The sequence below is a fragment of the Micromonospora sp. genome, from assembly GCF_048594385.1.
GTDB classification, from domain to species: domain Bacteria; phylum Actinomycetota; class Actinomycetes; order Mycobacteriales; family Micromonosporaceae; genus Micromonospora; species Micromonospora wenchangensis.
Genome location: NZ_JBMDWU010000312.1, coordinates 1 through 24,129 on the forward strand (window position 1 = coordinate 1; position 24,129 = coordinate 24,129).

At 70.8% G+C, this 24,129-nt stretch carries 25 protein-coding genes; 13 read left to right on the forward strand and 12 right to left on the reverse strand.

The window, feature by feature from the left end:
- On the reverse strand, positions 1–198 hold a 198-nt coding region (locus tag ACOJTC_RS16550), incomplete at its 3' end, for a hypothetical protein (protein WP_420117552.1).
- 418 nt (positions 199–616) lie between these two features.
- Between ACOJTC_RS16550 and ACOJTC_RS16555 the strand changes: the two genes are divergently transcribed.
- Positions 617–1,183, forward strand: a complete 567-nt coding sequence (locus ACOJTC_RS16555; protein ID WP_420117553.1) for an NUDIX hydrolase — start codon at positions 617–619, stop codon at positions 1,181–1,183.
- A 3-nt stretch (positions 1,184–1,186) separates the two neighbouring features.
- Here the strand turns inward: ACOJTC_RS16555 and ACOJTC_RS16560 are convergent, their stop codons facing one another.
- The gene (locus tag ACOJTC_RS16560) at positions 1,187–2,602 is read right to left on the reverse strand and encodes a helix-turn-helix domain-containing protein (RefSeq protein ID WP_420117576.1); all 1,416 of its coding nucleotides are present in this window, start codon (positions 2,600–2,602) and stop codon (positions 1,187–1,189) included.
- 147 nt (positions 2,603–2,749) lie between these two features.
- Here ACOJTC_RS16560 and ACOJTC_RS16565 point away from each other — a divergent pair, with 147 nt between their 5' ends.
- The 3 genes from ACOJTC_RS16565 (at position 2,750) to ACOJTC_RS16575 (ending at position 4,084) form a co-directional block, all read left to right on the forward strand.
- The gene (locus ACOJTC_RS16565; RefSeq protein WP_420117554.1) at positions 2,750–3,088 is read left to right on the forward strand and encodes a hypothetical protein; all 339 of its coding nucleotides are present in this window, start codon (positions 2,750–2,752) and stop codon (positions 3,086–3,088) included.
- A gap of 3 nt (positions 3,089–3,091) precedes the next feature.
- Positions 3,092–3,364, forward strand: coding sequence for a hypothetical protein (locus ACOJTC_RS16570; RefSeq protein WP_420117555.1), 273 nt, complete (start codon positions 3,092–3,094; stop codon positions 3,362–3,364).
- Positions 3,365–3,682: 318 nt separating this feature from the next.
- Entirely contained in the window at positions 3,683–4,084 is a 402-nt protein-coding gene (locus tag ACOJTC_RS16575; RefSeq protein ID WP_420117556.1) for a hypothetical protein, read from the forward strand.
- A 268-nt stretch (positions 4,085–4,352) separates the two neighbouring features.
- Here the strand turns inward: ACOJTC_RS16575 and ACOJTC_RS16580 are convergent, their stop codons facing one another.
- Positions 4,353–5,432 (reverse strand): helix-turn-helix domain-containing protein, encoded by a 1,080-nt coding sequence (locus ACOJTC_RS16580; RefSeq protein WP_420117557.1) that lies wholly within the window; start codon positions 5,430–5,432, stop codon positions 4,353–4,355.
- Positions 5,433–5,777: 345 nt separating this feature from the next.
- On the opposite strand from ACOJTC_RS16580, the gene ACOJTC_RS16585 reads away from it, so the two are divergent.
- Complete coding sequence (locus tag ACOJTC_RS16585; RefSeq protein WP_420117558.1) at positions 5,778–6,980, forward strand: helix-turn-helix domain-containing protein; 1,203 nt, start codon at positions 5,778–5,780, stop codon at positions 6,978–6,980.
- A 436-nt stretch (positions 6,981–7,416) separates the two neighbouring features.
- On the opposite strand, the gene ACOJTC_RS16590 is transcribed toward ACOJTC_RS16585, so the two are convergent.
- The gene (locus ACOJTC_RS16590; RefSeq protein ID WP_420117559.1) at positions 7,417–8,244 is read right to left on the reverse strand and encodes a LysR family transcriptional regulator; all 828 of its coding nucleotides are present in this window, start codon (positions 8,242–8,244) and stop codon (positions 7,417–7,419) included.
- A gap of 69 nt (positions 8,245–8,313) precedes the next feature.
- Here ACOJTC_RS16590 and ACOJTC_RS16595 point away from each other — a divergent pair, with 69 nt between their 5' ends.
- On the forward strand, positions 8,314–9,045 hold the full coding sequence (locus ACOJTC_RS16595; protein ID WP_420117560.1) for an SDR family oxidoreductase: 732 nt from the start codon (positions 8,314–8,316) through the stop codon (positions 9,043–9,045).
- A gap of 112 nt (positions 9,046–9,157) precedes the next feature.
- On the opposite strand, the gene ACOJTC_RS16600 is transcribed toward ACOJTC_RS16595, so the two are convergent.
- Complete coding sequence (locus ACOJTC_RS16600) at positions 9,158–9,487, reverse strand: hypothetical protein (RefSeq protein WP_420117561.1); 330 nt, start codon at positions 9,485–9,487, stop codon at positions 9,158–9,160.
- 411 nt (positions 9,488–9,898) lie between these two features.
- Positions 9,899–10,384 (reverse strand): hypothetical protein, encoded by a 486-nt coding sequence (locus tag ACOJTC_RS16605; RefSeq protein ID WP_420117562.1) that lies wholly within the window; start codon positions 10,382–10,384, stop codon positions 9,899–9,901.
- Positions 10,385–10,638: 254 nt separating this feature from the next.
- On the opposite strand from ACOJTC_RS16605, the gene ACOJTC_RS16610 reads away from it, so the two are divergent.
- Positions 10,639–11,319, forward strand: coding sequence for a M23 family metallopeptidase (locus tag ACOJTC_RS16610; protein ID WP_420117563.1), 681 nt, complete (start codon positions 10,639–10,641; stop codon positions 11,317–11,319).
- A gap of 72 nt (positions 11,320–11,391) precedes the next feature.
- Complete coding sequence (locus tag ACOJTC_RS16615; protein WP_420117564.1) at positions 11,392–12,498, forward strand: calcium:proton antiporter; 1,107 nt, start codon at positions 11,392–11,394, stop codon at positions 12,496–12,498.
- 22 nt (positions 12,499–12,520) lie between these two features.
- Here the strand turns inward: ACOJTC_RS16615 and ACOJTC_RS16620 are convergent, their stop codons facing one another.
- From ACOJTC_RS16620 to ACOJTC_RS16630, 3 genes are all read right to left on the reverse strand, one after another.
- The gene (locus tag ACOJTC_RS16620) at positions 12,521–12,997 is read right to left on the reverse strand and encodes a hypothetical protein (protein ID WP_420117565.1); all 477 of its coding nucleotides are present in this window, start codon (positions 12,995–12,997) and stop codon (positions 12,521–12,523) included.
- Between the two features lie 200 nt (positions 12,998–13,197).
- Complete coding sequence (locus ACOJTC_RS16625; protein WP_363650421.1) at positions 13,198–13,656, reverse strand: lamin tail domain-containing protein; 459 nt, start codon at positions 13,654–13,656, stop codon at positions 13,198–13,200.
- 142 nt (positions 13,657–13,798) lie between these two features.
- Positions 13,799–14,482 (reverse strand): histone deacetylase, encoded by a 684-nt coding sequence (locus tag ACOJTC_RS16630; RefSeq protein WP_420117566.1) that lies wholly within the window; start codon positions 14,480–14,482, stop codon positions 13,799–13,801.
- 173 nt (positions 14,483–14,655) lie between these two features.
- Between ACOJTC_RS16630 and ACOJTC_RS16635 the strand changes: the two genes are divergently transcribed.
- Positions 14,656–16,077, forward strand: coding sequence for a sensor domain-containing diguanylate cyclase (locus tag ACOJTC_RS16635; protein ID WP_357932644.1), 1,422 nt, complete (start codon positions 14,656–14,658; stop codon positions 16,075–16,077).
- 130 nt (positions 16,078–16,207) lie between these two features.
- Here ACOJTC_RS16635 and ACOJTC_RS16640 read toward each other — a convergent pair whose 3' ends face one another.
- Together ACOJTC_RS16640 and ACOJTC_RS16645 are read right to left on the reverse strand one after the other, a co-directional pair.
- Positions 16,208–17,269 carry an aspartate-semialdehyde dehydrogenase gene (locus ACOJTC_RS16640; RefSeq protein ID WP_204927022.1) on the reverse strand — a complete coding sequence of 354 codons (1,062 nt, stop codon included), beginning with the start codon at positions 17,267–17,269 and terminating at the stop codon, positions 16,208–16,210.
- Positions 17,270–17,274: 5 nt separating this feature from the next.
- A complete protein-coding gene (locus ACOJTC_RS16645) occupies positions 17,275–18,540 on the reverse strand; it encodes an aspartate kinase (protein WP_088643814.1) in 1,266 nt (421 codons plus the stop codon).
- Between the two features lie 317 nt (positions 18,541–18,857).
- Between ACOJTC_RS16645 and ACOJTC_RS16650 the strand changes: the two genes are divergently transcribed.
- The 3 genes from ACOJTC_RS16650 to leuA all read left to right on the forward strand — a co-directional run bounded on the left by ACOJTC_RS16650 (position 18,858) and on the right by leuA (position 22,282).
- Positions 18,858–19,604, forward strand: coding sequence for a hypothetical protein (locus ACOJTC_RS16650; protein WP_420117567.1), 747 nt, complete (start codon positions 18,858–18,860; stop codon positions 19,602–19,604).
- A gap of 85 nt (positions 19,605–19,689) precedes the next feature.
- Entirely contained in the window at positions 19,690–20,220 is a 531-nt protein-coding gene (locus tag ACOJTC_RS16655) for a nitroreductase family protein (protein WP_420117568.1), read from the forward strand.
- A gap of 307 nt (positions 20,221–20,527) precedes the next feature.
- A complete protein-coding gene (gene leuA / locus ACOJTC_RS16660; protein ID WP_420117569.1) occupies positions 20,528–22,282 on the forward strand; it encodes a 2-isopropylmalate synthase in 1,755 nt (584 codons plus the stop codon).
- A 141-nt stretch (positions 22,283–22,423) separates the two neighbouring features.
- On the opposite strand, the gene ACOJTC_RS16665 is transcribed toward leuA, so the two are convergent.
- Complete coding sequence (locus tag ACOJTC_RS16665; RefSeq protein WP_420117570.1) at positions 22,424–23,113, reverse strand: hypothetical protein; 690 nt, start codon at positions 23,111–23,113, stop codon at positions 22,424–22,426.
- Positions 23,114–23,407: 294 nt separating this feature from the next.
- Between ACOJTC_RS16665 and ACOJTC_RS16670 the strand changes: the two genes are divergently transcribed.
- Entirely contained in the window at positions 23,408–24,127 is a 720-nt protein-coding gene (locus ACOJTC_RS16670) for a hypothetical protein (RefSeq protein WP_420117571.1), read from the forward strand.
- The last annotated feature ends 2 nt before the right edge of the window (positions 24,128–24,129 follow it).

Genomic DNA, 24,129 nt, shown 5'->3' on the forward strand with positions numbered 1-24,129 from the left:
ACCCATACCGCCAAGCGACGACTCTGCCGGTACTTCCAGTACCGGGACGACGCTACCTACCTGGATCTCTGTCAGCCGCAACTCAAAGCCGGTTGCGAAACCTCGCGGAACACGCTGCCTGCGGGCGTGCCTGTTCTTGTAAATCGCCTTTGCGACATCTACCACGAGCCGCTCATAGCGCGCGAACTCGGACAGCATTTCTACCGGCAGGCCATGTTGCTCATATCGCCCGCCCCTGAGGTGCCATCGCCCGAAAGGTCGCCCACCCGTAGACATGACACCAGCCTAGCTTGCCACGCCCAGCGGGGCACGCATCATACTCTCCTGTGCCGATCAGTGAGCGTGGCCGTGTGCTGCCCCGGCGTGGACCTCGGACGCACGTACTACACAGAGCTTGAAGCAAGGAAGCAGCGTCGATGTCTGCCGACCCTGATCGTGAAGTGACGTCCGACACCTGCACTACGCGGACCGCCACCAGTTGGCGGTGGCCAACATCCTGAGACCGCATCCCCCGACGGGGGTCAGGCGGCTAGGTCTTCGCCCGGCTCCCGCACAAGCAGTTTGCCCGGTAGATGTCGCGTACAGGCTTGGTGAATTCGGGGCGGATACTGGCGGGGTGGTGGAGAAGCAGGCGACGGAGTTGACCCGGTGGACCATCCACGGCGAGCGGGTGGTGGACGACACCAGGCGGGCGCGGTTGAGCGTCGCCGATGTGGAGTTGCCCGACGGGGTGCGCTTCGAGCAGTACGTGATCCGGGCTCCCCGGTCGGCCATGGTCGCCGTATTCGATGATCAGGAACGTCTGCTGTTGATGCGGCGGCACCGGTTCGTGTTCGACCGGTGGGTGTGGGAGCTGCCCGGCGGTTACGTCGATGACGAGGAACAGCCGGCGCAGTGCGCCGTGCGGGAGGTCGAGGAGGAAACCGGCTGGCGGCCCCAGGCCGTGGAGCCGTTGCTGTCCTTCCAACCGTGGGTCGGCACCGCCGACGCCGAGAACCTTCTCTTCCTGGCCCGGCACGCCGAGCACATCGGCACACCCACAGACGTGAACGAGGCCGAGCAGGTCGCCTGGATTCCGCTCGAAGAGGCGTACGAGCTGGTGTCCCGGGGTGAGATCGTCGGTGCCGGCACGGTGATCGCGGTGCTGGAGCTGGTCGCGCGCAAAGCCAGGGGAGAGCTGTGACGGTCAGCGTCGAGGGCCGAGGGCGGCATCGATGCGACCGGTGAAGTGCCGGACGGCAGGTAGCCGCCGGTGCGGGGCGAGCTGCGCTTGCAGGTCGCGAACATAGCGAACGGCCCTGGCCGAGCGAAGCTGGTTAGTCAGGGTCAGGGCTTCCGCGCCGACGGCACATGCCCGGTCGGGTTCGCCCTGCTGGGCGTGGACGCTAGCGAGCAGGGCGAGGTTGAAGGCTCGGCCGCGCACATACCGGTTGTCCATCCGCAGCGATCGGGCGGCGAAGCGTTCGGCGTGGGTGTTGCGGCCGAGGGCGAGGAAGCAGTGGCCGAACTTGGCCGACAGGTACGCCTCGTCGAAGTAGCTGAGCCATTGCGGGTCGGCGCTGCGGTCGGCCCGGTCGAGGGCCTGTTCCGCCTGATGCAGGGCGGCAGCGCAGGCCCGTTCGTCGTTGGCCTTGGCCAGGGCGTGGGCTTCCATGACGTGAGCTTCGGCGGTCAGCACGGGGACCCCGGCGCGGCGGGCTGTTCGGCCGGCGGCGCGGGCGAGGTCGAGGCCGGTGGCGGTGTGGCCGAGGTAGGTGGACTGGTGGCTCATCGCGGCGAGGATCTCCGCGCCCAGGCCGTCGTCTCCGGCAGCGTGGGCGAAGTCTAGGGCGAGTGTCAGGTACCGCTGGGCGATGCCGTGCTCGGCCGTGTCGTACGCCTGCCAGCCGGCGAGTTGGGCCAGCTCGGCGGCGGCACCGAGCAGCCGTTGACCGGTCGCGTGGTCGTACCGGCCGTCGGTGAGCAGCGGCGTCACCTCCTGGTGGAGGTAGCGGGCGACGGTGTCGCGGGCGTGCCCGCCGCCGTACTGGTTGTCCAACTGGCGGTAGGTCGCCGTCATCGCCCGGATGGTGTCAATCTCGGGTTGACCGACCGCGCTGCGTCCGGGTTGGGTGACCGGGGCCGGGTCGGGGGCGGTGAACCAGCGCAGCGCCGGCAGGGTGTAGCCGGCGGAGCTGAAAGCCACCTGCCGGAGTACGTCTCGACGGTTCACGTCACCTCGCCAAAGCTCTGCGGCACTGCGTACGTCGTCTCGCCAGGTCCGCTGCATAGGCGGCGCGTCGGGAACGCGCCGACTGGGGGCGGCGGCCGGTGGTGCGGCCTGTCGGGGTGCAAGCCCCATCGTGGTACGCGCCTGGTCGGGCATCCGGCAGCCATCGGCGATCCGCTCCAGGACGTCGATCGAGGTGACCTTGCGACCGGCCATGATCCGGCTGACGTAGCCCTGTTCGAGCCCGACGGCAGCCCCGATCCGGCTCTGACTCGCCCCGGTGAGACTCGTGATCCACCGGAACAGCCCGCCGATGTCGCGGGCGGCCAGAACAGCCAGCACCTCGCCGTGCGACCACGCATCCTCCGGTATTCGCAGCGGATCGAGCAGCACGGCAGCTCCCAGCGTCGCGTTCCGACTACTCAAGGTGTTCAGGTCGACAGCCTAGGGCGACCATTCACGCTGGTCGAGCCGCCCCATGTCACCGTGACATGACCGCTGGCCATGGAACGGCCCACCGCCGGACGCGATGGTCGGCGCATGTCCTTCGATGTCGACAACCCGCCCGAAGAGCCGCCGGTCGACTGCCAGCACCGCCTGCTGTGGCGGCTGGCCCGCGCCCTCTGGGAGGCCCACCGACCCGACAGCACCGGCTTCTGCGTGGCCACCGGCTGCTGGCACACGAACCAACGTGATCCCTGCCGGCTGGCCCGGCTCGCCCAGGAGGGGATGCGCACGGCGTGCGGAGAAGCCGTCCGCGCCTCGCCGCCCTGGATCGCCGTCACCCGCGAGCGCCTGACCACCGGCGAGATCGACCCCATGGACGCCGTCGCCGAAGCCCTCTGGCACCGCCGCCACACCCCCAGGTCGGGGCGGTGACCGGTGGGAGCCCTCTACACCTCGGCAGCCTTCCGCGAGTACGCCAGAGCCCGGGTGGCCTACGCGGACATCCTGCTGACCAAGCACGCCGAGTCGACCCTCGGTCTCTGCCGGTGCGGCCGACTCCACCCCTGCGACGAACACCGCCACTGGCTGGAGATGCGCACCCACTTCCGACAGTTCCTCGTTGACGAGCAGTACAGCAGCGAAGTACAGCAACCGAGCCGACCACACCCGACCCAGCGCGCCCCCAGCAGGCCGGATGACCTCGGATGACACCCGATCCGACCGCCCTACCGCCAGGTCTGTCTGCTGTGGTCTTGCCGTTGGGGACGGGCAGGCGCTCGGCCTTGTGTTGATCGATGAGATCGTGGGCTGGCGGGCGGGTCTGGATGATCTGTTGGTGCGGTTCGCGCATCGTTTCGGGCGGGCTAAGCCGCGTCGGCAGCAAGCCCATCGAGCTCCACCTGGCACCAGCCTCAGGCCGGTGGGCGGATACTCGGCTCGATGCCCGCCCTCCGGCCACCGAGCTTGACTGTCTTGCTGTGACACACGCACAATGTGATGCATCGGGCAGTCAAGGAGGTCCAAGCGATGCCAACGATCCGAATCGATGATGAGGTCTACGAGCTGCTTCAGCGGAAAGCGCAGCCGTTCGTGGACACCCCGAACAGCGTGCTACGACGGGAGCTGGGGTTGACTGATGAACCGGTGCAGGCCAGGCCGGAGCGTCGTACCAACCCGCCCGGCGAACTTGCACCTCTACTAAAGGCGGGCCTGCTGACGGTAGGCGAGGATCTGGTGTGGAAGCGCCGCCAGGCGACGCACCGTGCTGTCGTGACAGCCGACGGTTGGCTCGAACTGGAGGACGGTCGGCCATTCGAGACTCCGTCAGGTGCTGCCCGAGCGCTGTCGGGGTATGAGGTTAATGGCTGGCGAAACTGGGGGCGAGCTCGCGATGGGGTGCGGCTGTCATCGCTCCGCGACCAACTCTGACAGGTTCGCAGCGGCCCGGCCGGCGCAGTCCATCAGGCGTAGGACTTGAGGCGATGGCGAGAAGGGCCTGGGTCGGATTGTGCGAAGCGCATGCCGGGCCCAGGCCCAACGCGCGAAAAGGCAGCAGCGAGGCAGCGAGAAGGCCGCAGAAGCCTTGATATGGGTCAGTTCCGAACACCGGGCGACGTTGCGCCGTGCCTGCACACCGGTGCGAGCTGCTAGCGATCGGCAGCGGCCAACAAGTTCGTTCCGCATCCCCCAAGCCGGGTCAGGCTGGCTTGCGTGCTGTTCTCTCCACTTCTTGTAGGACCAGTCCGAGGGTTTGTGAGCGGCGGTCTGCTGGCAGCGTCGCCCAGGCCCGTCGGGCGTACGCAAGTCCCCCGGCTCGGTCCCCGGACTTGGCCATCATGAGTGCTCGGTGCAGCTCGATGTGGGTGGCGAACCGGGTCAACGCCGACGGCCGGAGCCGGTCGGCGTCGGTCTGGGCCTCCTCGCCGGGGCCGACCATGCCGAGTCGGGCGTAGAGCATCGACCGGAAGGTGGCCATGCGCCAGGCGGGTACGGCGGCGTCGGAGATTTCACCGTCTGGAGAGGCGGTCTGGTCGAAGATCCGTCGTGCGTCCTCGTCGGCCGTGATGGCTCCGCCGATGTCGCCTCGTCCGGCGGCGACGTGTGCGCGGGCCATCAGCGCCTGGAGACGTCCGAGCGAGGGTCGGTCGGAAAGGGCGATGGCCTCGTCGGCGTACCGCTTGGCGACGGGTAGGGCCGCGCCTTCGTAGGACAGGGCGATGGCGGCCCGGCCGCGTACCCAGACCCGGACAGCGAGGTCGCCGGAGCGGTCGGCGGCGATCCGGGCAGTGTCGTACCAGCCGATCGCCTCGGTCGGGTCCTTGGTGGTCTTGCCGTAGGTGGTGAGTGCGCGGGCGGCGGTCGCCCACATCGTCGGGGAGTCGAGCTGCTGTTGCAGGACGACGAGGTCACTGGCAAGCCTGGTCTGAAGGCTGTCCGCGCCGATCTCCATGTAGTCGCGGCCGTACTGCTCGACCCGGTCGCGCCAGCGGTCTTCGCTGTCCCGTCGGCCGGCGAGGGCTGCGGTGAAGCCGGATCGGATCAGCTCGTTGGCGGCGATCGGGCCGATGGTGGCGGCTTGGAGAAGGTGCCTGCGTCTCACGTCCGGGTCTCCCAACGCCCGCGCGTAGGCGAGCACGATGTCCGGCGTCGCGGTCCGACGTCCCGACTCGACGTTGCTCAGGTGCGAAGCCGAGTAGCTGGTACGGGCCGCGATGGAGGCCAGCGTCACGCCTGCCTCAGTACGAGCCTGCCTCAGTTGTGCGCCGAGGTCATCCATCGGAGCCCCCGTGAAAGGTCCTGAAAGCATCGAGCCACTTCCGAGCGTAGTCGTGGGATCACAAGAGTAGACACCAGACGTGGTCAGCGCGGCCGGTGCGACGACCGGGCTTGGCCACGTCGCTAGCCGGGCGCGGCGGCGGCGATCCCCCCGAGAGCAGTGTCGCCGCGCCCCCTCTAACTGTGGAGGCGGGAATGAGCGGCGACGTTCCGGACCAGTCGAGGGGCGAACAGATCCAGCAGGCGGAACGGGAAGCGGCACGACAGCGGATCCTCGCGCAGGCCGAGGCGGACCGGATACCGGCGGAGGAGACGGATCGGGCAGTGCCGGATCGACGGTGGCGTCGTGGACAGCGTTGACCTGTTGCCGGTCGGTCGTCGGGTGGCGTACTGGCGGGGACGGCGGAAGCTCTCCCAGCAGGTGTTGGCCGATCGGCTGGGTAAGTCGAAGAGTTGGGTGGACAAGGTCGAGCGGGGTGTCCGGTCGCTGGACAAGGTGTCGACGCTCCAGGACATCGCCGCCGTCCTGCGGATCGAGCCGGGGGTGTTGCTCGGCCGCCACGTCGAGCCGTCCGGGGTGACCGAGCGCGCCGAGGGTGTGGAACGGATCCGCGCGGCCCTGACGACGTACGAGATCGCCTTGGCGCGCCCCAACGCCCGCCGACCGGTACTGACAGCCGAGAGGCTGACGCGGGAGACCGCGCACGTGTGGACGGCCTTCCAGCTTGCCCGCTACCCGCAGGTGATCGACCTGGTGCCGGAGCTGGTGGCCGACGCGCAGCGCACCCACGCCCACGATTCCCGTGCGGGACGGGTGCCGCTGGTGGAGGCGTACCGGGTGACGGCGTCGCTGCTGGTGAAGCTCGGTGCCTTCGATGTGGCGTGGTTGGCGGTCGACCGGGCGATGACCGCCGCCACCGGTGACGGGGTGTTGGTGGCGGCCACTGCGGTGCAGCTCGGTCAGGTGTTGCGCGGCTCGGGACGGGCGAGGGTGGCGAAGTCGGTGATGCTGACCGCCGCGTACCGGATCGCCCCACCTGTGATCGAGTACGGCCCTCCTGCCGAGCTGTCTCTGTGCGGGACCCTGCTGGTGCAGGCTGCCCTGGCCGCTGCCTGCACAGGGGACGACCGCGCCGCCGTCGAGCTGGTTGACGAGGCTGCGGAGATGGCAGCGCAGGTAGGAGACGGTCACGACCATCACCGGACCGGATTCGGGGCAACGGCGGTGGAGCTGGCCCGGATCACCGTGGCGGTGGAGTTGGGCGACGCGGAGGCGGCCGTGACCTGGCACGAGAAGGTGACCGTGCGGGATGGCTGGCGGTGGCTGCCCGCCGAACACCGCGCCGCGTACCTGATCGACGTTGCCCGCGCCTACCTCCAGGCCGACGACCCGGTCAGGGCCGGCCGGGTCCTGATGGAGGCCCACCGGACCGCACCAGCCGAGATTCGCCATCGACCAGCCGGCCGGGACATCCTCGCCCACGTCGCCCGCGACCCCGATGCCCCGGCAACGATCACCCGACTCGCCGACACGCTCGAAACGGGTTGAACGTGACCGGTCCTCACCTGTCCCTGGCACAGATCCGCAACCGGCTGATCCTCACCGCCCGTGCCGTCCTCCGCGATCACCAGCCCGGACCCGACGGCCGCTGTCCGATCTGCCGGACCGCAGCCTGCCCGGTGGCGACCGCCGCCCGCAACGTCCTGCGCTCAGCGGAAGAAGTACAGCAGCGGAGTACAGCAACCGAGCCGGCCGAACCCGACCCGGACGAGCCCCAGCAGGCCGGATGACCTCGGATGACACCCGTTCCGACCGGCCTGCCGCCAGTTCGGGACGAAGAGGTCGTCGGTTCGAATCCGGCCACCCCGACAGAGGTCAGAGGGCACATCCGATCCATGGATGTGCCCTCTGGTGCGTCTGCACAGCAGAGACGTACAAGCGGGTCCATGCGGCTGCGCGTGTGTCGCTGCGGTGGTGAGCCGGTTCAGGCGGTAACGGCGGCGCGGACGAAGGCGGCGACCTCGCGCGACGTGCTGGTCTGCGACCAGGCGAGGACCAGGGTGGCCGGGTCGGCGTCCAGGACGGGGCGGCTGATCAGGCCCGGGGGCAGGTACTCGCCCACCGATTCCGGGACGACCGCGATCAGGCGGCCGAGCTGGATCAGGTGCAGCAGCTGGTTGCTGTCGGCGACCGGGTGGCCGGTGACGCCGGGGCGGGCTTCGGGCCAGCGGGGCATCGGCTCGCCGTGCAGGTCGGCCATCGACACGGTGGCGCGTCCGGCGAGCCGGTGACCCTCGGGTAGCAGCACGACTTGACCCTCCGTGTGCAGGTCGTCGCTGTCCAGGCCGGTCAGGTCGTTCTGCGGCCGGTGCAGCAGGGCGAGGTCGGCGCGGCCGTCGCGGACCATGGCGGCGCGTTCGCCGACCCGGAAGGCGAGGTCGACCGGGACGGCGCCGGGAGATGCCGCGTAGCGGTCGAGGATGGTGCGCAGCAGCCCGGCGTCGCCGCCGGGTTTGAGAGCCAGGGTCAGGTGCGGGGTGGTCTCGGCGGCTTTTCGGGTACGCCGGATCGCCGCCTCGACCGCGTTGAGCGCGCCGCGGGCCTCGGTGAGCAGCACCTCGCCGGGCGGGGTGAGGTGGACCGCGCGGCTGGTGCGTTCCAGCAGCGTGACACCCATCCGGCGTTCGAGCAGGCGGATCGCTCGGGACAGGGGTGGCTGGGCGATGCCGAGGCGCTGTGCGGCGCGGCCGAAGTGCAGCTCCTCGGCGACCGCGACGAAGTAACGCAGTTCGCGCGTCTCGACGTCATCCATACCGCCAAGGTATCGCCACGGACCGCTTCGGTCCTGGTCCGCAGGCGCTGCCGGTGATGGGCTCGGGGCATGAGTGGAGCACGCATCGCGCTGGTGACCGGCGCGAACAAGGGGATCGGGCGGGCCGTCGCGGAAGGCCTCGCCGAGTTGGGGATCACGGTGCTGGTCGGTGCCCGGGACCCGGAGCGGGGAGCGGAGGCGGCGGCGAAGATCGAGGGCGCGTCGGCGATCCGGCTGGACGTGACCGATCCGGCCGGGGTCGCCGCTGCCGCCGAGGAGATCGGGGCCCGGTTCGGCCGGCTGGACATCCTGGTCAACAACGCGGGGATCGGCGGTGACCTGACGGCGCAGGCGCCGGGGGCAGCCCGGCTGGACGGCATCCGGGAGGTGTTCGAGACGAACCTGTTCGGGGTGGTGACGGTGACCGAGGCGATGCTGCCGCTGCTGCGCCGCTCGGCCGGGGCGCGGATCGTGAACGTGTCCAGTGGCACGTCGTCGATGGCGTGGATGACCGACGCGACCCACTATCTGAGCCGGATGCCGGCGTCGCTGGGTTATCCGGTGTCCAAGGCGGCGTTGAACATGCTGACCGTGCAGTATGCGAAGGCGCTCGCCGGGGACGGGATCCTGGTCAACGCGATCGCGCCGGGCGCGTGTGACACCGATTTCGCCAAGGGGCTGCCCTTTCAGCTGTCCCGGACGCCGGCCGAGGGCGCGGCGGTGGTGGTGCGGCTGGCCACGTCGGGGCGGGAGTGCCCCAGCGGCGGGTTCTTCGACGACGGCGGAAAGGTGCCGTGGTGAGACGGCTCAGCCCGAGGTCAGGGGCCACTCCCAGCAACGGAGAGTGGCCCCTGGCGCAGTCGGGGACGACGGCGGCACGGTCCCCCGTGCCCACCGGACCCCGTTGGTCAGGTCAGGACGGGTTCAGTTTGATGGAGAAGCCGTTGAAGATCGTCCACACGTCGACCCAGCCCAGTCCGGTGGTGCAGCCGGACGCGCCGCAGCCGTAGCCGACGCTGACGATGCCGTTGAGTTGGCGGGAGTTGGGGTCGTTGAGGTAGATGACCGGCCCGCCGCTGTCGCCACCGCGACCGACGATGCCGCCGCCGTTCGGTACGCCGTAGCTGCCCCAGACGGTGGTGCCGTTCACGACCCAGCTGGCATTGCCCGCGTAGACCGTCCTGATGTTGCAGACGACCTTCGAGTTGTATCCGAGCTGGCAGGTGAAATCGCCGACCGCCACATTGCGTACGCCGTTGAGATAGCGGGCGTAGCCGGTCGCGTCGAGGCCGTCCCACGTGTACCGGTACGTCGGTGCCTCGATGAATACCGAGTCGAGATCGGCCCGCTTGAATTTGACCTGGCCGATGTAATTGCCGCCGGCCGCCGAGACGTTGTCACCGACGTTGTAGCAGTGGCCGGCGGTGACCAGCCACTGCCGGCCGTCCCAGGTGCTGACGGCGGGGATGCCGCTGGTGCAGTATGCCTCGCTTCCGTAGGCCGGTCCGAGGGCTGCTCCCGCGTAGAACGGGGAGGTGTCGTTCCAGCGGCTCAGCGGCTTCGACGGGGGTGCCTGCCGGACGCGGATCTCGGTGGCGTCGGCGGCGGCGCGCCGCTGCGCGACGGCCGGCGAGGCGAGGTAGGCGTGCGCGGCCTAGGCGTCGTCCACGGCGAGTTCGATGACGCTGCCGTCGACGGAGCTGCCCGCCAGGCCGACCGTGAAGGGCAGGTCGGTGCGTTCGGTGAGGGCGGTGATCTCCTTACGGAGCTGCTGGCGGGACTTCCTGCTCTGCACCACGTTGATCAGCCGGGTGTCCACCTTGGGGTTGGCCCGGCGGACCGCGGCGATGAAGGCGCGTCCCTGCCGCACGTCGGTCAGGTAGACGTTGATCGACCGGTAGTCGGCGGCCATCTCGACCTGCGTGTAGATGTCCGCCCGGGTGCCCTGCCCGACCTGGGCCACGGCGTCGGCCGCCAGTCGCAGCGGTTCGAGGACCGTGGCCTGTCGTTCCGGCGTCATGGCCGCCACCGCCTCGACGCTGAGCGGTCGCGGTGCTGCCGCGTCGGCCGGCGCGGCCAAGAACGGAAGTACGACACCCACCCCCACCAGGGCGAGGGTTCTGCGGAGCGAATTGTTCATCTGCGTCCTCTCGACAATTGGAGAACGTTTCTCCATCGAGAGCATCATCTATTAATTGAGATTCGGCAATAAGCTGGCCTGTCGGGTCATGGACTGAACGCCACCGCGCCGGCCCGACCATTCGGAACGCGCGTCCTGTTTTTCCGGGAGAATTGTCCGGCCGATGTGGAACATCACGACCGGGCCGGGTTCGCCCTGCGGATGCCGGTGGCCGTGGCGTCGTACCGTTGGCCTCCCACCCGTGGAGGAGCCCGATGTCGATCCCCGGTCCGGTCGTGCTCGCCCTGCCGTTCCGGGGCACCTGGCTGGTCCGCAACAGCCCCGCCCGGCGGGTGCCCAGCCACGGCACCGACCTCTTCGCCACCACGTACGCGATGGATTTCGTGGCGGTGCGGGGGCGACGGACGGCGACCGTCCGGGACTGGCGGACGCTGCTGGCGACCGAACCGCCGCAACGTTTCCTCGCCTTCGGGCGGCCGATCCTGGCCCCCGCCGCCGGCCGGGTGGTGGCGGTGCACGACGGGGAGGCCGACCACGAGGCCCGCCGGTCGCCGACGACGCTGCTGTCATACGCCCTGACCCAGGCGGCCCGGGTCCGCCGGGGCGCGGGCGCCGTCGCCGGCAACCACGTGATCGTCGAGCTGGCCGGGCACCGGGGGTACGTCCTGCTCGCCCACCTGCGCGCCGGGTCGCTCCGGGTGGCGGAGGGCGACCCGGTCGACGTCGGGCAGGAGCTGGCCGACTGCGGCAACTCGGGGAACTCCACCCAGCCGCACCTGCACCTGCAGGTGATGGACGCCGCCGACCCGTACGCCGCCCGGGGTTTGCCGATGGCCTTCCGGCACTACCGGTCGTGGCGGCGGCCGGGTGACCCGCCGGTCGAGGTCGACCGGGGCGTCCCGGGCGAGGCGGTGGTGGTCGAGCCGGCGCGGTGACCACCCCGGGTGCGGTGGCGTCCGCCGCCCGGCGCGGCGCGACGACCCGGTTTTCCTGGCAGGGTGTACGGCATGCCCGCGCTGCTCCGCCCCCGGATGTCCGACTGGACGATCGTGGTACCCGTCCTCGCGGTGCTGCTGCTGCTCGTCACCTGGAACCGCGAACTGCCGGGTCTGCTGGTGGCGGTGGTGGCCCTCCTGCTGGCCGGCGCGGTGCTGGCGGCCGTGCACCACGCCGAGGTGGTCGCCCACAAGGTCGGTGAGCCGTACGGTTCGCTGGTGCTCGCGGTGGCGGTCACCGTCATCGAGGTCGCCCTGATCGTCACCCTGATGATCAGTGGTGGGGACAAGACCCAGGCGTTGGCCCGGGACACCGTCTTCGCCGCCGTGATGATCACCTGTAACGGCATCCTCGGGCTCTCACTGCTGCTCGGCGCGCTCCGGCGGCGGGTCGCCGTGTTCAACCCGGAGGGCACCGGTGGGGCGCTGGCCACCGTGGCGACCCTCGCCACCCTGAGCCTGGTGGTGCCGACGTTCACCACCAGCAAGACCGGCCCCGAGTTCTCCCCCGCCCAGCTCGCCTTCGCGGCCGTGGCGTCGCTGGCCCTGTACGGGCTGTTCGTGATGGTGCAGACCGGCCGGCACCGGGACTACTTCCTGCCGGTGACCAGCGACGGCAGCGTGCCCGACACCGACGGCGACGGGCACGCCGACCCGCCGTCGACGCGTACCGCGGTGACGAGTGTGGTGCTGCTCCTCGTCGCCCTGGTCGCCGTGGTCGGTGACGCGAAGACCGTCTCACCGACCATCGAGGCCGGGGTCGCGGCGGCGAACCTGCCGCAGTCCTTCGTCGGGGTGGTCATCGCGCTGCTCGTGCTGCTGCCGGAGACCCTGGCCGCCGCCCGCGCGGCCCGCCGGGACCGGGTGCAGATCAGCCTCAACCTGGCGCTCGGCTCGGCGATGGCGAGTATCGGCCTGACCATCCCGGCGAGCGCCCTCGCCTCGATCTGGCTGGACGGGCCGCTGCTGCTCGGCCTCGCCGGCACCCAGTTGACCCTGCTGGCGTTGACCGTCGTCACCGGGGTGCTGACCGTGGTGCCGGGCCGGGCCACCGTCCTGCAGGGCGGGGTGCACCTGGTGCTGCTCGCCGCGTTCGTCTTCCTCGCCGCCAGCCCCTGACCCGCCGCGCCGCGGGGCGTCGTCAGTCGTCGTGGCGTTCGGTGCGGGCGACCTCGGCGAACGCCGCGTCCAGGCACCCGGCGAACGGGACGCCGGTCACCGCGAGCAGGTCGACCACCAGCAGCGGCACGTGGGCGGCGACGGCGGCCGGGTCGGGCGGGGTGTCGTCGTCGCCCGGATCGTAGACGCCGAGCGCCCCGGCCAGCAGCACCAGCACCACGTGCGGGTCGACGTCGGGTCGCCAGGTGGCGGCTGCGCGGACGCAGCGTTCCAGCACCTGCCGCACGTCGTCGCTGTCGAGCCCGTCGGGGTGCGCCTGCTCCAGCAGGAGCCGGACCACCCCGCCGAGGACCAGCCCGGCGCGGTCGGCACCGGCGAGCCGGGGCACCGCGCCGTCGTACGCGGCGCTGTCGCGTGCCTGGGCGGCCTCGACCGCCGCAGTGGCGGCCACCGCGATCTCGCGGGCCGGGGCGGGCAGGTGTCGCCAGGTCACCGTCACCGGCCCAGCATGGCAGAGCCGGCCGACACCGACCCGGCCGGACACCGGGGTCGGATCGGCACGGGCGGAAACGGGTCGACCGCCCCGGGACCGGCCGCGACTCCCGGTGCGAGAAGTCGCCGGCCGCCCTTCCCGGGACGGTCGAACGATGGCCGGAGAACGCCCCTCAACGCTCCGGTCACCGCGGGTCCGAGCGGTGCTCAGCAGTACGTGTAGCTGCCCTTGCTTCCCCACGAGCAGGAGTCGATCCCGGTGCCGGCGGAGTTGCGCAGGTAGGCGGTGTCCCCGGTGTTGTTCCAGATGTAGTTCCCGGAGCCCCAGTACCGGTGGGTGGAGGTGTTCTTGCCCTTGCCGGTGTGGATGTAGACGCTGGCGCCCTTGGCGAGGCGGACGTCGCCGGAGAACGTGTAGACGTGCTTGGACTTGTCGCGCAGCGTCCAGGACTTCAGGTTGATCGTCGAGCTGCGCCGGTTGGTCAGCTTGACGTACTCGGCGTTGAGGCTGGTGTTGGAGCGGGTGTCGCTGCCCGGGGAGTTGTAGTAGACCTTCGTGATCTCGACGGCCGGGGTGGCGGCCTGGGCCGGTCCGGCGACGGTGAGCGGGCCGCCGACGGCGACGGCGAGCGCCACGGCGAATCCGACGAGCCTGGTGTGCTTCACGCGTACCCCCACAGGTTCACGGACCGGCATCCACGGGAACCGGTCACGGAAAGTGAGCCGAGGTTATCGACGCGGACCGGCGACCGTGGACCGGAAATGCGTCGCGTCGCCAATCCGGTCCGCCAGTCCCGGCAGCGGGACCCTAATGGTGATCATGGATGGCGCGATCGTCAGGCGACGGCGTCCCTTCCACCGATCCGCACTCGTCCGGCGGGCGGATCAGGCCGACCAGTCGGTGCCGGCTCCAGTGCCCGGCCACCCCGGGCCGGTCGGCCAGGTAGTCCACCGTCTCGGCCGGCGTCCAGCCGTGCGCCTCCCGCAACCCCTCGGCGACCATCCGCAGGTAGACCGGGGCGGGCGGGGTCCACACCACGTCGGCGGCCCGCCACGGCGCGGTGAAGGTGAGCATCGGCAGCCCGTCGCGGGTGCCGACCCGCAGCAGCGTCTCGTAGCGTCCCGGGCCGAGGGTGGCCCGGCCGTCGGCCACCGCCGCGTCGAGCGCGGGCAGGTCGTCGCCGGGGGGCCGGTACATCTCCTGGGCGGCGAGGTCGGCGAACTGGGCCCGGGTGAGCAGGTAGCCCCGGGCCGCCGCGACGCCGGGCAGCGCCGGGTCGTAGAAGGCCATCCCGCCCGTCCAGGCCCGGGACTCACCGGCGAAGTAGATGCCGCCGGGGATCAGCACCGGCAGCGTCCGGCGCGGCGGTCGGCAGTCCCGACAGCCGGGGTACGACCGCAGCCCGCCGGGCGGCCGGCCACCGGAGAGGTACCAGCCGAGCCGGGCGGCGTGCAGGTTCGACCCGTAGGCGACGTACCAGAGCAGTTCCATGCCGCCCCCTCCACGCGCCGGGGTCCCCACGCTATCGCCCACAGGCCCTGTCCACACCCTGTGGATGAAACATGTGTACGAACAAACTGATCGTGATCCGACCGGCCGCCCACCGCTGAGTACGCTTGATCGCAGCCCCCGGCACCCGCCGGGCCCTCCTCACCTGGAAGAACGTGGATCACGAGCGAGTCGTCCGGGACGTCACGGTCCGCCTGTCGATGGCGTCGACCGCGGCCGAGGCCTGCCGGTGGACGGTGACCGCGCTCGCCCGGCACGCCCCCGCCACGATCTCCGTCCTGCTCCAGGTGCACGACCGGCTGCGTTGCATCGCCGCCACCGGGGCCTGGCAGGTCTTCTCCGCCGTCCCGCCGAAGTCGGGCATCGTCGGCCGGGTGTACGCCTCCGGCGTCGGGGCCACCGTCGGTGACGTCACCGCCGACCCCGACTACCTGCCGTTGCGACCCGACGTCACGGCCGAGATCTGCGTACCGGTGCGGGACCAGCAGGGCCGGCCGATCGGCGTGCTCGACCTCCAGTGGAGCGGGCCGGTGGACCTCACGCCGTGGCGGGAGACCGCCGACCGGCTCGCCGAGCGGCTCGGTGCCCGGATCGCGGCGCTGGGCGGGCCGCCCGCCGAGAGCCGCAGCGAGAAACTGCTCCGGCACGCCACCGCGATGACCGCCGCCCCCACCGACTGGGACCTGCTGACCGCCGCGCTCACCGCCGCCCGGGAGGTCTCCACCCTCTCCACCGCCGTGCTGGTGCTCGCCGGCCGGCACGGTCCCCGCGTCGCCGCGCCCACCACCGTCCCCACCGACTGGGAGGCACGGGTCCGCTCCGCGCTGACCGACGCCTCGACCACACAGCTCGACCGGCTCGTCGCGCGGGCCCACCGGTACGGCGCGGCGTACACCCTGGGTGAGGCGGGCTGCCCGCCCACCGAGGAACACCAGGCGCTGGCCCGTGCCGGGGTACGCACCCTGGTGTCGGTGCCGGTCGGCCCACCCGACGACGGCGGGGTGCTGCTGGTCGCCGACGAACGGCTGCTGCACCCCGACCCGACCACGGTCAACCTGATGGAACTGCTCGCCGGGCAGGCGTGGGCCGCCCTGGAGCGGCTGCGTACCCTGGCGCAGCTCCGGGAGCAGGCCAGCCTCGACCCGCTCACCGGGCTGCGGCACACCGGCACGTTCGGGCGGCGGATCGCGGCGGCCACCCCCGGGCGTACCGCGCTGCTCGCCATCGACGTGGACGGCTTCAAGAGCGTCAACGACACGTACGGCCACCAGGCCGGGGACCGGCTGCTGGTGGGGCTGGCCCGCGCCCTGGAGGCGGCGCTGCGGCACGGCGACGAGCTGTACCGCACCGGCGGCGACGAGTTCGTCGCGGTGATCGAGGTGGCCCACGCCGACGAGGCGGTCCGCATCGCCGAGCGGCTGACCGAGGCCGCCCGCCGCACCGGCCGCACGATCAGCGTCGGTGTGGCGCTACCGCTCCCCGGCGAACCGGCCGACCGCACCCTGCACCGCGCCGACCAGGCCCTCTACGCGGCCAAGCACCGAGGCCGAAACCGGGTCCACCTCTCCACCCCCTGACCCCCGCCCCGCCCCGGCGTCGATCATGGACTCGTGGTGGGGTTTTTGCCCCGGCCCACGCCTTTTGCGAGCACCACGACTCCTTGATCGACACGGGGTCGGGGTGGGGGCGCGGGTGGGTGGGGGTGGGTTAGGGGCGGGGGCGGGGTTTGACGACGAGTTCCGCGATCTGGACGGTGTTGAGGGCGGCACCCTTGCGCAGGTTGTCGCCGGTGACGAAGAGGTCGAGGGCGCGCGGGTCGTCGACGGCCCGACGGATCCGGCCGACCCAGGCCGGGTCGGTGCCGACCGCGTCGATGGGCATCGGGAACTCCCCGGCCTCCGGGTCGTCGACCAGGATCACGCCGGGGGCGTTACGCAGCACCTCCCGGGCCACCTCGGCGTCGACCTCGGTGGCGAAGACGGCGTGCACCGCGACCGAGTGACCGGTCACCACCGGCACCCGTACGCAGGTGGCGGAGACCTTCAGGTCGGGCAGGCCGAGGATCTTGCGGGACTCGTTGCGGACCGTCATCTCCTCCGACGACCAGCCCTGCTCAGCCGGCGACCCCGCCCACGGCACCACGTTCAACGCCAGCGGCGCGGGGAACGGACCCAGCTCGTCGCCGACCGCCTGCCGGACGTCGCCGGGTCGGGAGCCGAGCACCCGGTCCCCGGCGATCTTGCCGAGTTGCAGGTGCAGGGCGTCCACTCCGGCCTGCCCCACCCCCGACACCGCCTGGTACGACGCGAGCACCAGCTCCCGCAGGCCGTACTCGTGGTGCAGCGGGGCGATCGCCACGATCATGGTCAGGGTGGTGCAGCTGGCGTTGGCGATGATCCCCCGGGGCCGGTGGTGCACCTGTTCGGGGTTGATCTCGGGCACCACCAGCGGGACGTCGCGGTCCGCCCGGAACGCGGCCGAGTTGTCGACGACCACCGCGCCCCGCTCCACGGCGATGGGCGCCCAGTGCGCCGACACCTCGTCGGGCACGTCGAAGACCGCCACGTCGACCCCGTCGAACGCCTCGGGGGTGAGCGCGCCGACGGTCAACTCCTCGCCCCGGCAGCGCACCTGCCGCCCGACCGAGCGGGCCGAGGCGACCAGCCTGATCTCGCCCCAGACGTTGCGTCGGGAGGAGAGTAGGTCACACAGCGTGGTGCCGACAGCCCCCGTCGCCCCGACCACGGCCAGGGTGGGCTGCGGTCCCATCGGGGCTACCGCCCGGTTCCCGCGTACACCACGGCTTCGGAGTCGCCGCCCAACTCGAACTGGTCGTGGATGGCGCGTACCGCCCGGTCGAGGTCGGTGTCCCGGCAGACCACGGAGACCCGGATCTCGGAGGTGGAGATCATCTCGATGTTGACGCCGGCCGCGCCGAGGGCGGCGAAGAAACCGGCCGCGACGCCCGGGTGCGAGCGCATGCCGGCACCGATCAGCGACACCTTGCCGACGTGGTCGTCGTAGAGCAGGCCCTTGAACTTGACCGGCTCCTGGATCTTGCTGAGCGCGGCCATCGCGGTCGGCCCGTCGGCCTTGGGCAGGGTGAACGAGATGTCGGTGCGCCCGGTGCCCTCGGTGGAGACGTTCTGCACGATCATGTCGATGTTGATCTCGGCACCGGCCACGGTGTCGAAGATGCTGGCGGCGGCGCCCGGCTCGTCGGGCACCCCCACGATCGTGATCTTCGCCTCGCTGCGGTCGTGGGCAACCCCGGTGATCAGTGCCTGTTCCACGGGAAGGTCCTCCATCGATCCGGTGACCATGGTGCCGGTGTTGGTCGAGTATGACGAACGGACGTGGATCGGCAAGCCCGCCCGGCGCGCGTACTCCACGCTGCGCAGGTGCAGCACCTTGGCGCCGCAGGCGGCCAGCTCCAGCATCTCCTCGTAGGTGATGTGCTGGATGTGCCGGGCGTTGGGCACGATCCGGGGGTCGGCGGTGAAGATGCCGTCGACGTCGGTGTAGATCTCGCAGACGTCGGCGTGCAACGCGGCGGCGAGCGCCACGGCGGTGGTGTCCGAGCCGCCCCGGCCCAACGTGGTGACGTCCTTGGTGTCCTGCGAGACGCCCTGGAAGCCGGCCACGATCACCACCGCGCCCTCGTCGAGCGCGCCCTTGAGCCGCCCGGGGGTGACGTCGATGATCCGCGCCCGGCCGTGCGCCGAGGTGGTGATCACGCCGGCCTGCGAGCCGGTGAACGAGCGTGCCTCGTACCCCAGGTTGTGGATGGCCATGGCCAGCAGGGCCATGGAGATCCGCTCCCCGGCGGTGAGCAGCATGTCCAGCTCACGGCCCGGCGGCAGGGGGCTGACCTGGTTGGCCAGGTCGAGCAGCTCGTCGGTGGTGTCCCCCATCGCGGAGACCACCACCACCACGTCGTCGCCGGCCTTGCGGGCGGCGACGATGCGCTCGGCCACCCGCTTGATCCGCTCGGCGTTGGCGACGGAGGACCCGCCGTACTTCTGCACCACGAGTGCCACGACGGCGCACTCCCTCCCAGCGACGACCCTGAGCGTGCCGACGCCGCCGGCTGAAGTCCGGCGGCGCGTGTCAGACCACCCCAGGGTATCGGGCGGTACGCGAGTGCGGGTCGGGTGATCCCACCATCCGGCGCAGGCCACCGCCGCGCAGCGGGGTCCGGGCCGGCGACACGACCTGACACGCCCGGCCCGTCACCGGTCCGGGCGGGGTCGTCCGGGGCGGTCGCCGGGCGCAGAATGACCCGGTGCATGCCCATCCCCATCCGATCCCACCGCCCCCGCAACCGCCAGGCCGCCGGGGGTGGCCGGGCCGGTCGGTGCTGGCGGTGCTGCCGGTGCTGGTGCTGCTGGCCGGGTGCGCCTCCGACGGGCCGGACGCCCCGCCGACCGGGTCGCCGTCCGCTCCGACGCCCGTCGAGGTCGACAGCGCCCGCGACGAGCTGGCGGCGTTGGCCGCCGCCGCCCGGGACCGGCACCTGACCGCCCGGTACACCCTGGCCGGCACCGGCGGCCCGACCCGCGAGATCACCGTGACCAGCGCGAACGACGGCAGTTGGCGGGTGGACGTGCCAGGGGGCGCCCTCGACGGGACGGCCGACATCGCGCTCACCGCCACCCGGGACGGGCTGTTCCAGTGCGGCCTGCCGTCGGCCGGCCGCCCCGAGCCGGCGAGCTGCGTACGGCTGGGTGACCGGGACGACGCGGTGCCGCACCGGCTGGACCCCCGGGTACAGCACCCGTTCACCGACTGGCTGGAGGTGCTCACCGACCGGCGTACCGCGCTGTCGGTCTCCACCGCGACCACGCCGCCCGGGGTGCCGGGGACCTGCTACGTGGTGGAGAGCACCGCCGCCTCGCTGCACCCGCCGCTGGACGTGGGCGTCTACTGCTACCAGCCGGACGGGACGCCCACCTTCGTCCGGGCGGCGCTGGGCACGTTGACCCTGGCCGGACCGCCCGGCCCGGCACCCGACACGGTGCCGCTGGCCGGGCCGGTGGTGCCCGGCGAGCCGCTCGGCCGGGAGCCGGGTTCGTCGGCGGAGCCGAGCCCGCAAACGTCCTGACCCGTTCGGGGGGTTACGGGTGGCCTTGACCACATTTGCCATAGCGGGCTAATCCACCAAATACCCCATAAGGGATTCTCTTCGCATGGCTCACCTCACCCCGCTGCTCGCCTTCCGCTGGAGCCCCTGGGCGTTCCACCCGACCGCCGAACTGACCGGCGACGAGGCGGCGTCCCTGCTGGAGGCGGCCCGCTGGGCCCCGTCGGCCGGCAACACCCAGCCGTGGCGGTTCGCCCTCGGCCGCCGCGACGACGAGACCTGGAAACGCATCCTGGTCAGCCTCACCGGGGCCGACCAGTGCTGGGCCCGGCACGCCGCCGCGCTGCTGCTGGGCGCGCACGTCGCGGGCGACCCGGAGCGGTGCGCGTACGACCTGGGCCAGTCGATCGCCCACCTGAGCGTCCAGGCCACCGCCCTCGGTCTGCACGTGCGCCAGATCCGCGACTTCGACCGGGCCGCGCTCGCCGCCGACCTGGACCTGGCCACCGGGGTACGCCCCCTGGTGGTGACCGCCGTGGGCCCGCTCGGCGACCCGTCCGCCCTGCCCGGGGAGCTGCTGCGCCGGGAGACCGCGCTGCGCCGCCGGCACCCGGTCCACGCCCTGCTGCTCGGCTGACGCTCCGCTCGAAACGGTGGCGGCGGGACCTCGGGCGGCGGCCCCGGGCGGGTGCGATTCCGGTCTCAGAGTCCGGACCGACCTTTGCACCCCCCGGCTCATCACGTAGGGTCACTCTGTCATGTGGCGGGCGTACCTTCTCCTTGGTCGCCGCGACGGGGCCTGACCGGCCGGCACCCCGTCGCGGAGTCGAACCGCGCCGTCCAGCAGATCCGAACTCCATCTCGGCAACCGTCCGGGCATCGTTGCCCGACCCGCCGACACCTTCGCAATGCTGACGCCACCTGACCCACGGGAGCACTCCGTCATGGCTCAACCTGTCACCACCGACGCCGACGCCGACCAGATCGCCCGGCAGCGTCCCAGCCGGATGCCGTACCAGCGCTACCAGCCGTACCACCAGCAGTTCCGGATCGACCTGCCGGACCGCACCTGGCCGACCCGGCACGTCGAGGCCGCCCCCCGCTGGTGCGCGGTCGACCTGCGCGACGGCAACCAGGCCCTGATCGACCCGATGTCGCCGGAACGCAAGCGGCGGATGTTCCAGCTGCTGGTGCAGATGGGCTACAAGGAGATCGAGGTCGGCTTCCCCTCGGCCAGCCAGACGGACTTCGACTTCGTCCGTCAGCTCATCGAGCAGGACCTGATCCCCGAAGACGTCACCATCCAGGTGCTCACCCAGTGCCGGGAGCACCTGATCGAGCGGACCTTCGAGTCGCTGCGCGGCGCGCACCGGGCCATCGTGCACTTCTACAACTCCACCTCCACCCTCCAGCGTCGGGTGGTCTTCGGCCTGGACCGCGACGGCATCACCGACATCGCCACCCAGGGCGCGCGGCTGTGCCGCAAGTACGCCGAGATCCACACCCCGGACACCGACATCTACTACGAGTACTCGCCCGAGTCGTACACCGGCACGGAGCTGGAGTACGCGGTGGAGGTGTGCGGCAAGGTCATCGAGGTGATCGACCCCACCCCGGACCGCAAGCTGATCATCAACCTGCCGGCCACCGTCGAGATGGCCACCCCCAACGTGTACGCCGACTCGATCGAGTGGATGCACCGGCACCTGCCCCGCCGGGACAGCCTGGTACTCAGCCTGCACCCGCACAACGACCGGGGCACCGGGGTCGCCGCCGCCGAGCTGGGCCTGCTGGCCGGCGCGGACCGGATCGAGGGCTGCCTGTTCGGCAACGGCGAGCGCACCGGCAACGTCGACCTGGTGACGCTGGGGCTGAACCTGTTCTCCCAGGGCATCGACCCGATGATCGACTTCTCGAACATCGACGAGGTCAAGCGGGCCGTCGAGTACTGCAACCAGCTCCCCGTGCACGAGCGTCACCCGTACGCCGGCGACCTGGTCTACACCGCCTTCTCCGGCTCCCACCAGGACGCCATCAAGAAGGGCTTCGACGCCCTGCACCGCGACGCCGGGGCGGCCGGGGTGCCGATCGACGAGTTCACCTGGGCGGTGCCCTACCTGCCGATCGACCCGAAGGACCTGGGCCGCACCTACGAGGCGGTCATCCGGGTCAACTCGCAGTCCGGCAAGGGCGGCGTCGCGTACATCATGAAGACCGAGCACCAGCTGGACCTGCCGCGCCGGCTCCAGATCGAGTTCTCGGGCGTCGTGCAGCAGGTCACCGACCACGACGGCGGCGAGGTCGAGCCGGGCACCATGTGGCAGATCTTCGCTCGCAACTACCTGCTCGACCACCAGGTCGACCCGGCCGTCAACCTGACCGGTTACACGATCGGCACCGTCGACGGCAAGGTCGAGATCGAGGCCCAGGTGGTCGTCGACGGCGCGGCGCGCACCCTCACCGCCGTCGGCAACGGCCCCATCGACGCGTACGTCAACGCGCTCCAGTCGGTGGGTGTGGCCGTACGCGTGCTGGACTACCACGAGCACGCCCTCTCCTCCGGTGGCGACGCCCAGGCCGCCGCCTACGTGGAGTGCGACATCAACGGCCAGACCGTGTGGGGCGTCGGCACCGACCCCAACATCGTCACCGCCTCCATCAAGGCCGTCACCAGCGCCACCAACCGCACCCGGTCCTGATCCCAGGCGAGGATGGGGCCCTGGCGTCTTTCGACAGGGCCCCATCGCGATTCGTGATCCACAGGCCAAGCCCCGTGACGGGCAGCACCGGCCCTCACGGGGCCTCGCACCTGAGCCACGCAGGAAAGCGGCCCGACGGAACTAGTCCGGGATGTTCCAAGCCGACAACTCCACCGTGGCAGCGCCGTCGTTGGAAACGCCGACCACCTGCATCAGGATCATCCGCCATTGATCCCTGCGCTCCCGCGCATCCTGGTAACTGGTCGTGATGCACAGGGCGGTACCTTTGCGCACCGGGATGGGCGCGTCCCGTCCGACCAGCGCGCTACGGATCTTGTCGGCGCATTCCTTCGGCGTCATGCCGGGACGGGCGTCCTCGCTGCCCTCCACCCCGTCCATCAGACGGAGCATGGGCTGGTTGGAGCTGCAGCTGGTCGACAGACTGATCTCGGCCTGGTCGTCATCGTTCTTGGCTCTCGGCTCGTCCAGGTCGGCGTACATCGTGCGTCCACACGCGGCCTGCAGGACCATCGGCTGCTTCTGGTGCTTGGGATCGTAGACGGTCTGCTCGGTCAGCACCGGTGCCTCGCCCGGCGAACGCGGCACGTCGTCGATCCCCGACGGCAGTTCCGACGGGAGGTCCGATGCCGGTGCCGAGGTGGCCGGGGCCGTATCGGAAGGGTTCGGTGACGGCGCGATACTCGCCGGGCGGTTACCCAGTGCGAACGACTTCGCGTCCTTGGCCTGGTCGATCGCGCGCCAGGAGAACAAGGCGGACCCGAACGCCAGCAGCAGCGCCAGGACCGAAACTCCCAAGGCAGTGAGAGCCACGCGCCGACCACGGGGGGAACGGCTATCGGAATTCACGGCTTGCGGATGGGGAGCGGCATCCAACTGGTCGCCCGCCGTCGGCGGAGCAGCCGGACTGCTTGGTGCGTTCCCATCGTTTGGTAGAACCACTAAGAACCTCCTGCAATCTGTAGCAGGGAATTCTGTAGTCCCCTCCATCCGAGAAACAACGAGATCCACTGTCGCATAAACGACAGCAGCCAGTTAGGGATGGAGTCCGATCATCCGGATGATAGATGCCGTCCGAGCATTAGTGGATCACATTCGGGGAGAGACGTGGCCGACGTTGAGAACCTCCGCCCAGCAGAGAGCCGTGGCCACCAGCCCGACGAAGGGTCGAAACGCGGTCGTCGCTTGACGATTGCCCTGACCTTACTGGGCATCCTCATAGCCGCCGCGTCGCTGGGACGCGACTACCTTGATCTCACGAAACGTGAACCCAATTCCGATCCTTCGGCGTCAGCTAGCCGGACGACGGTTACTGCACCCGCCCAAACAGCCGGCGATCGAGGAAGTGTCGATCAAGAGATTACGGGGGAGCCGGCCGGCGTGCAGGGCACTCCGAACGGCGTCCACCTCGACACCTTGGAAGTGCAGGGCGGGAAGGACAATTTGGTGGATCTACCACGGGCCCTACGCGGTCAGCCCGGTTACCAGCGCCCGATCACCATTACCTGCCCACGAAATACCTCAGCAGACAAGTACCGGGAGGTCACCTATCCACTGCTGGGCCGTTATGTGGATCTCACGACCGTCATTCGGCCCTACTTCCCGGACGATTCGCAGGCGAAGGCCTACGTATCAGTGATCACCTCCACCAAACAGGAGGACGACACGGTCAACCGGCTGGATCGCGGCGGCAAGGCGACCAGGCAGGGTGCCCCGGTTCAACTTTCGGTCGATGTCGAGAAGACCGACGAACTCGCCATACGGGTGCAGTGTGAGTCACCGACCGGCTTGGTGGTGTTGACTGAAACCCTCCTCACCCCCAGGTGACA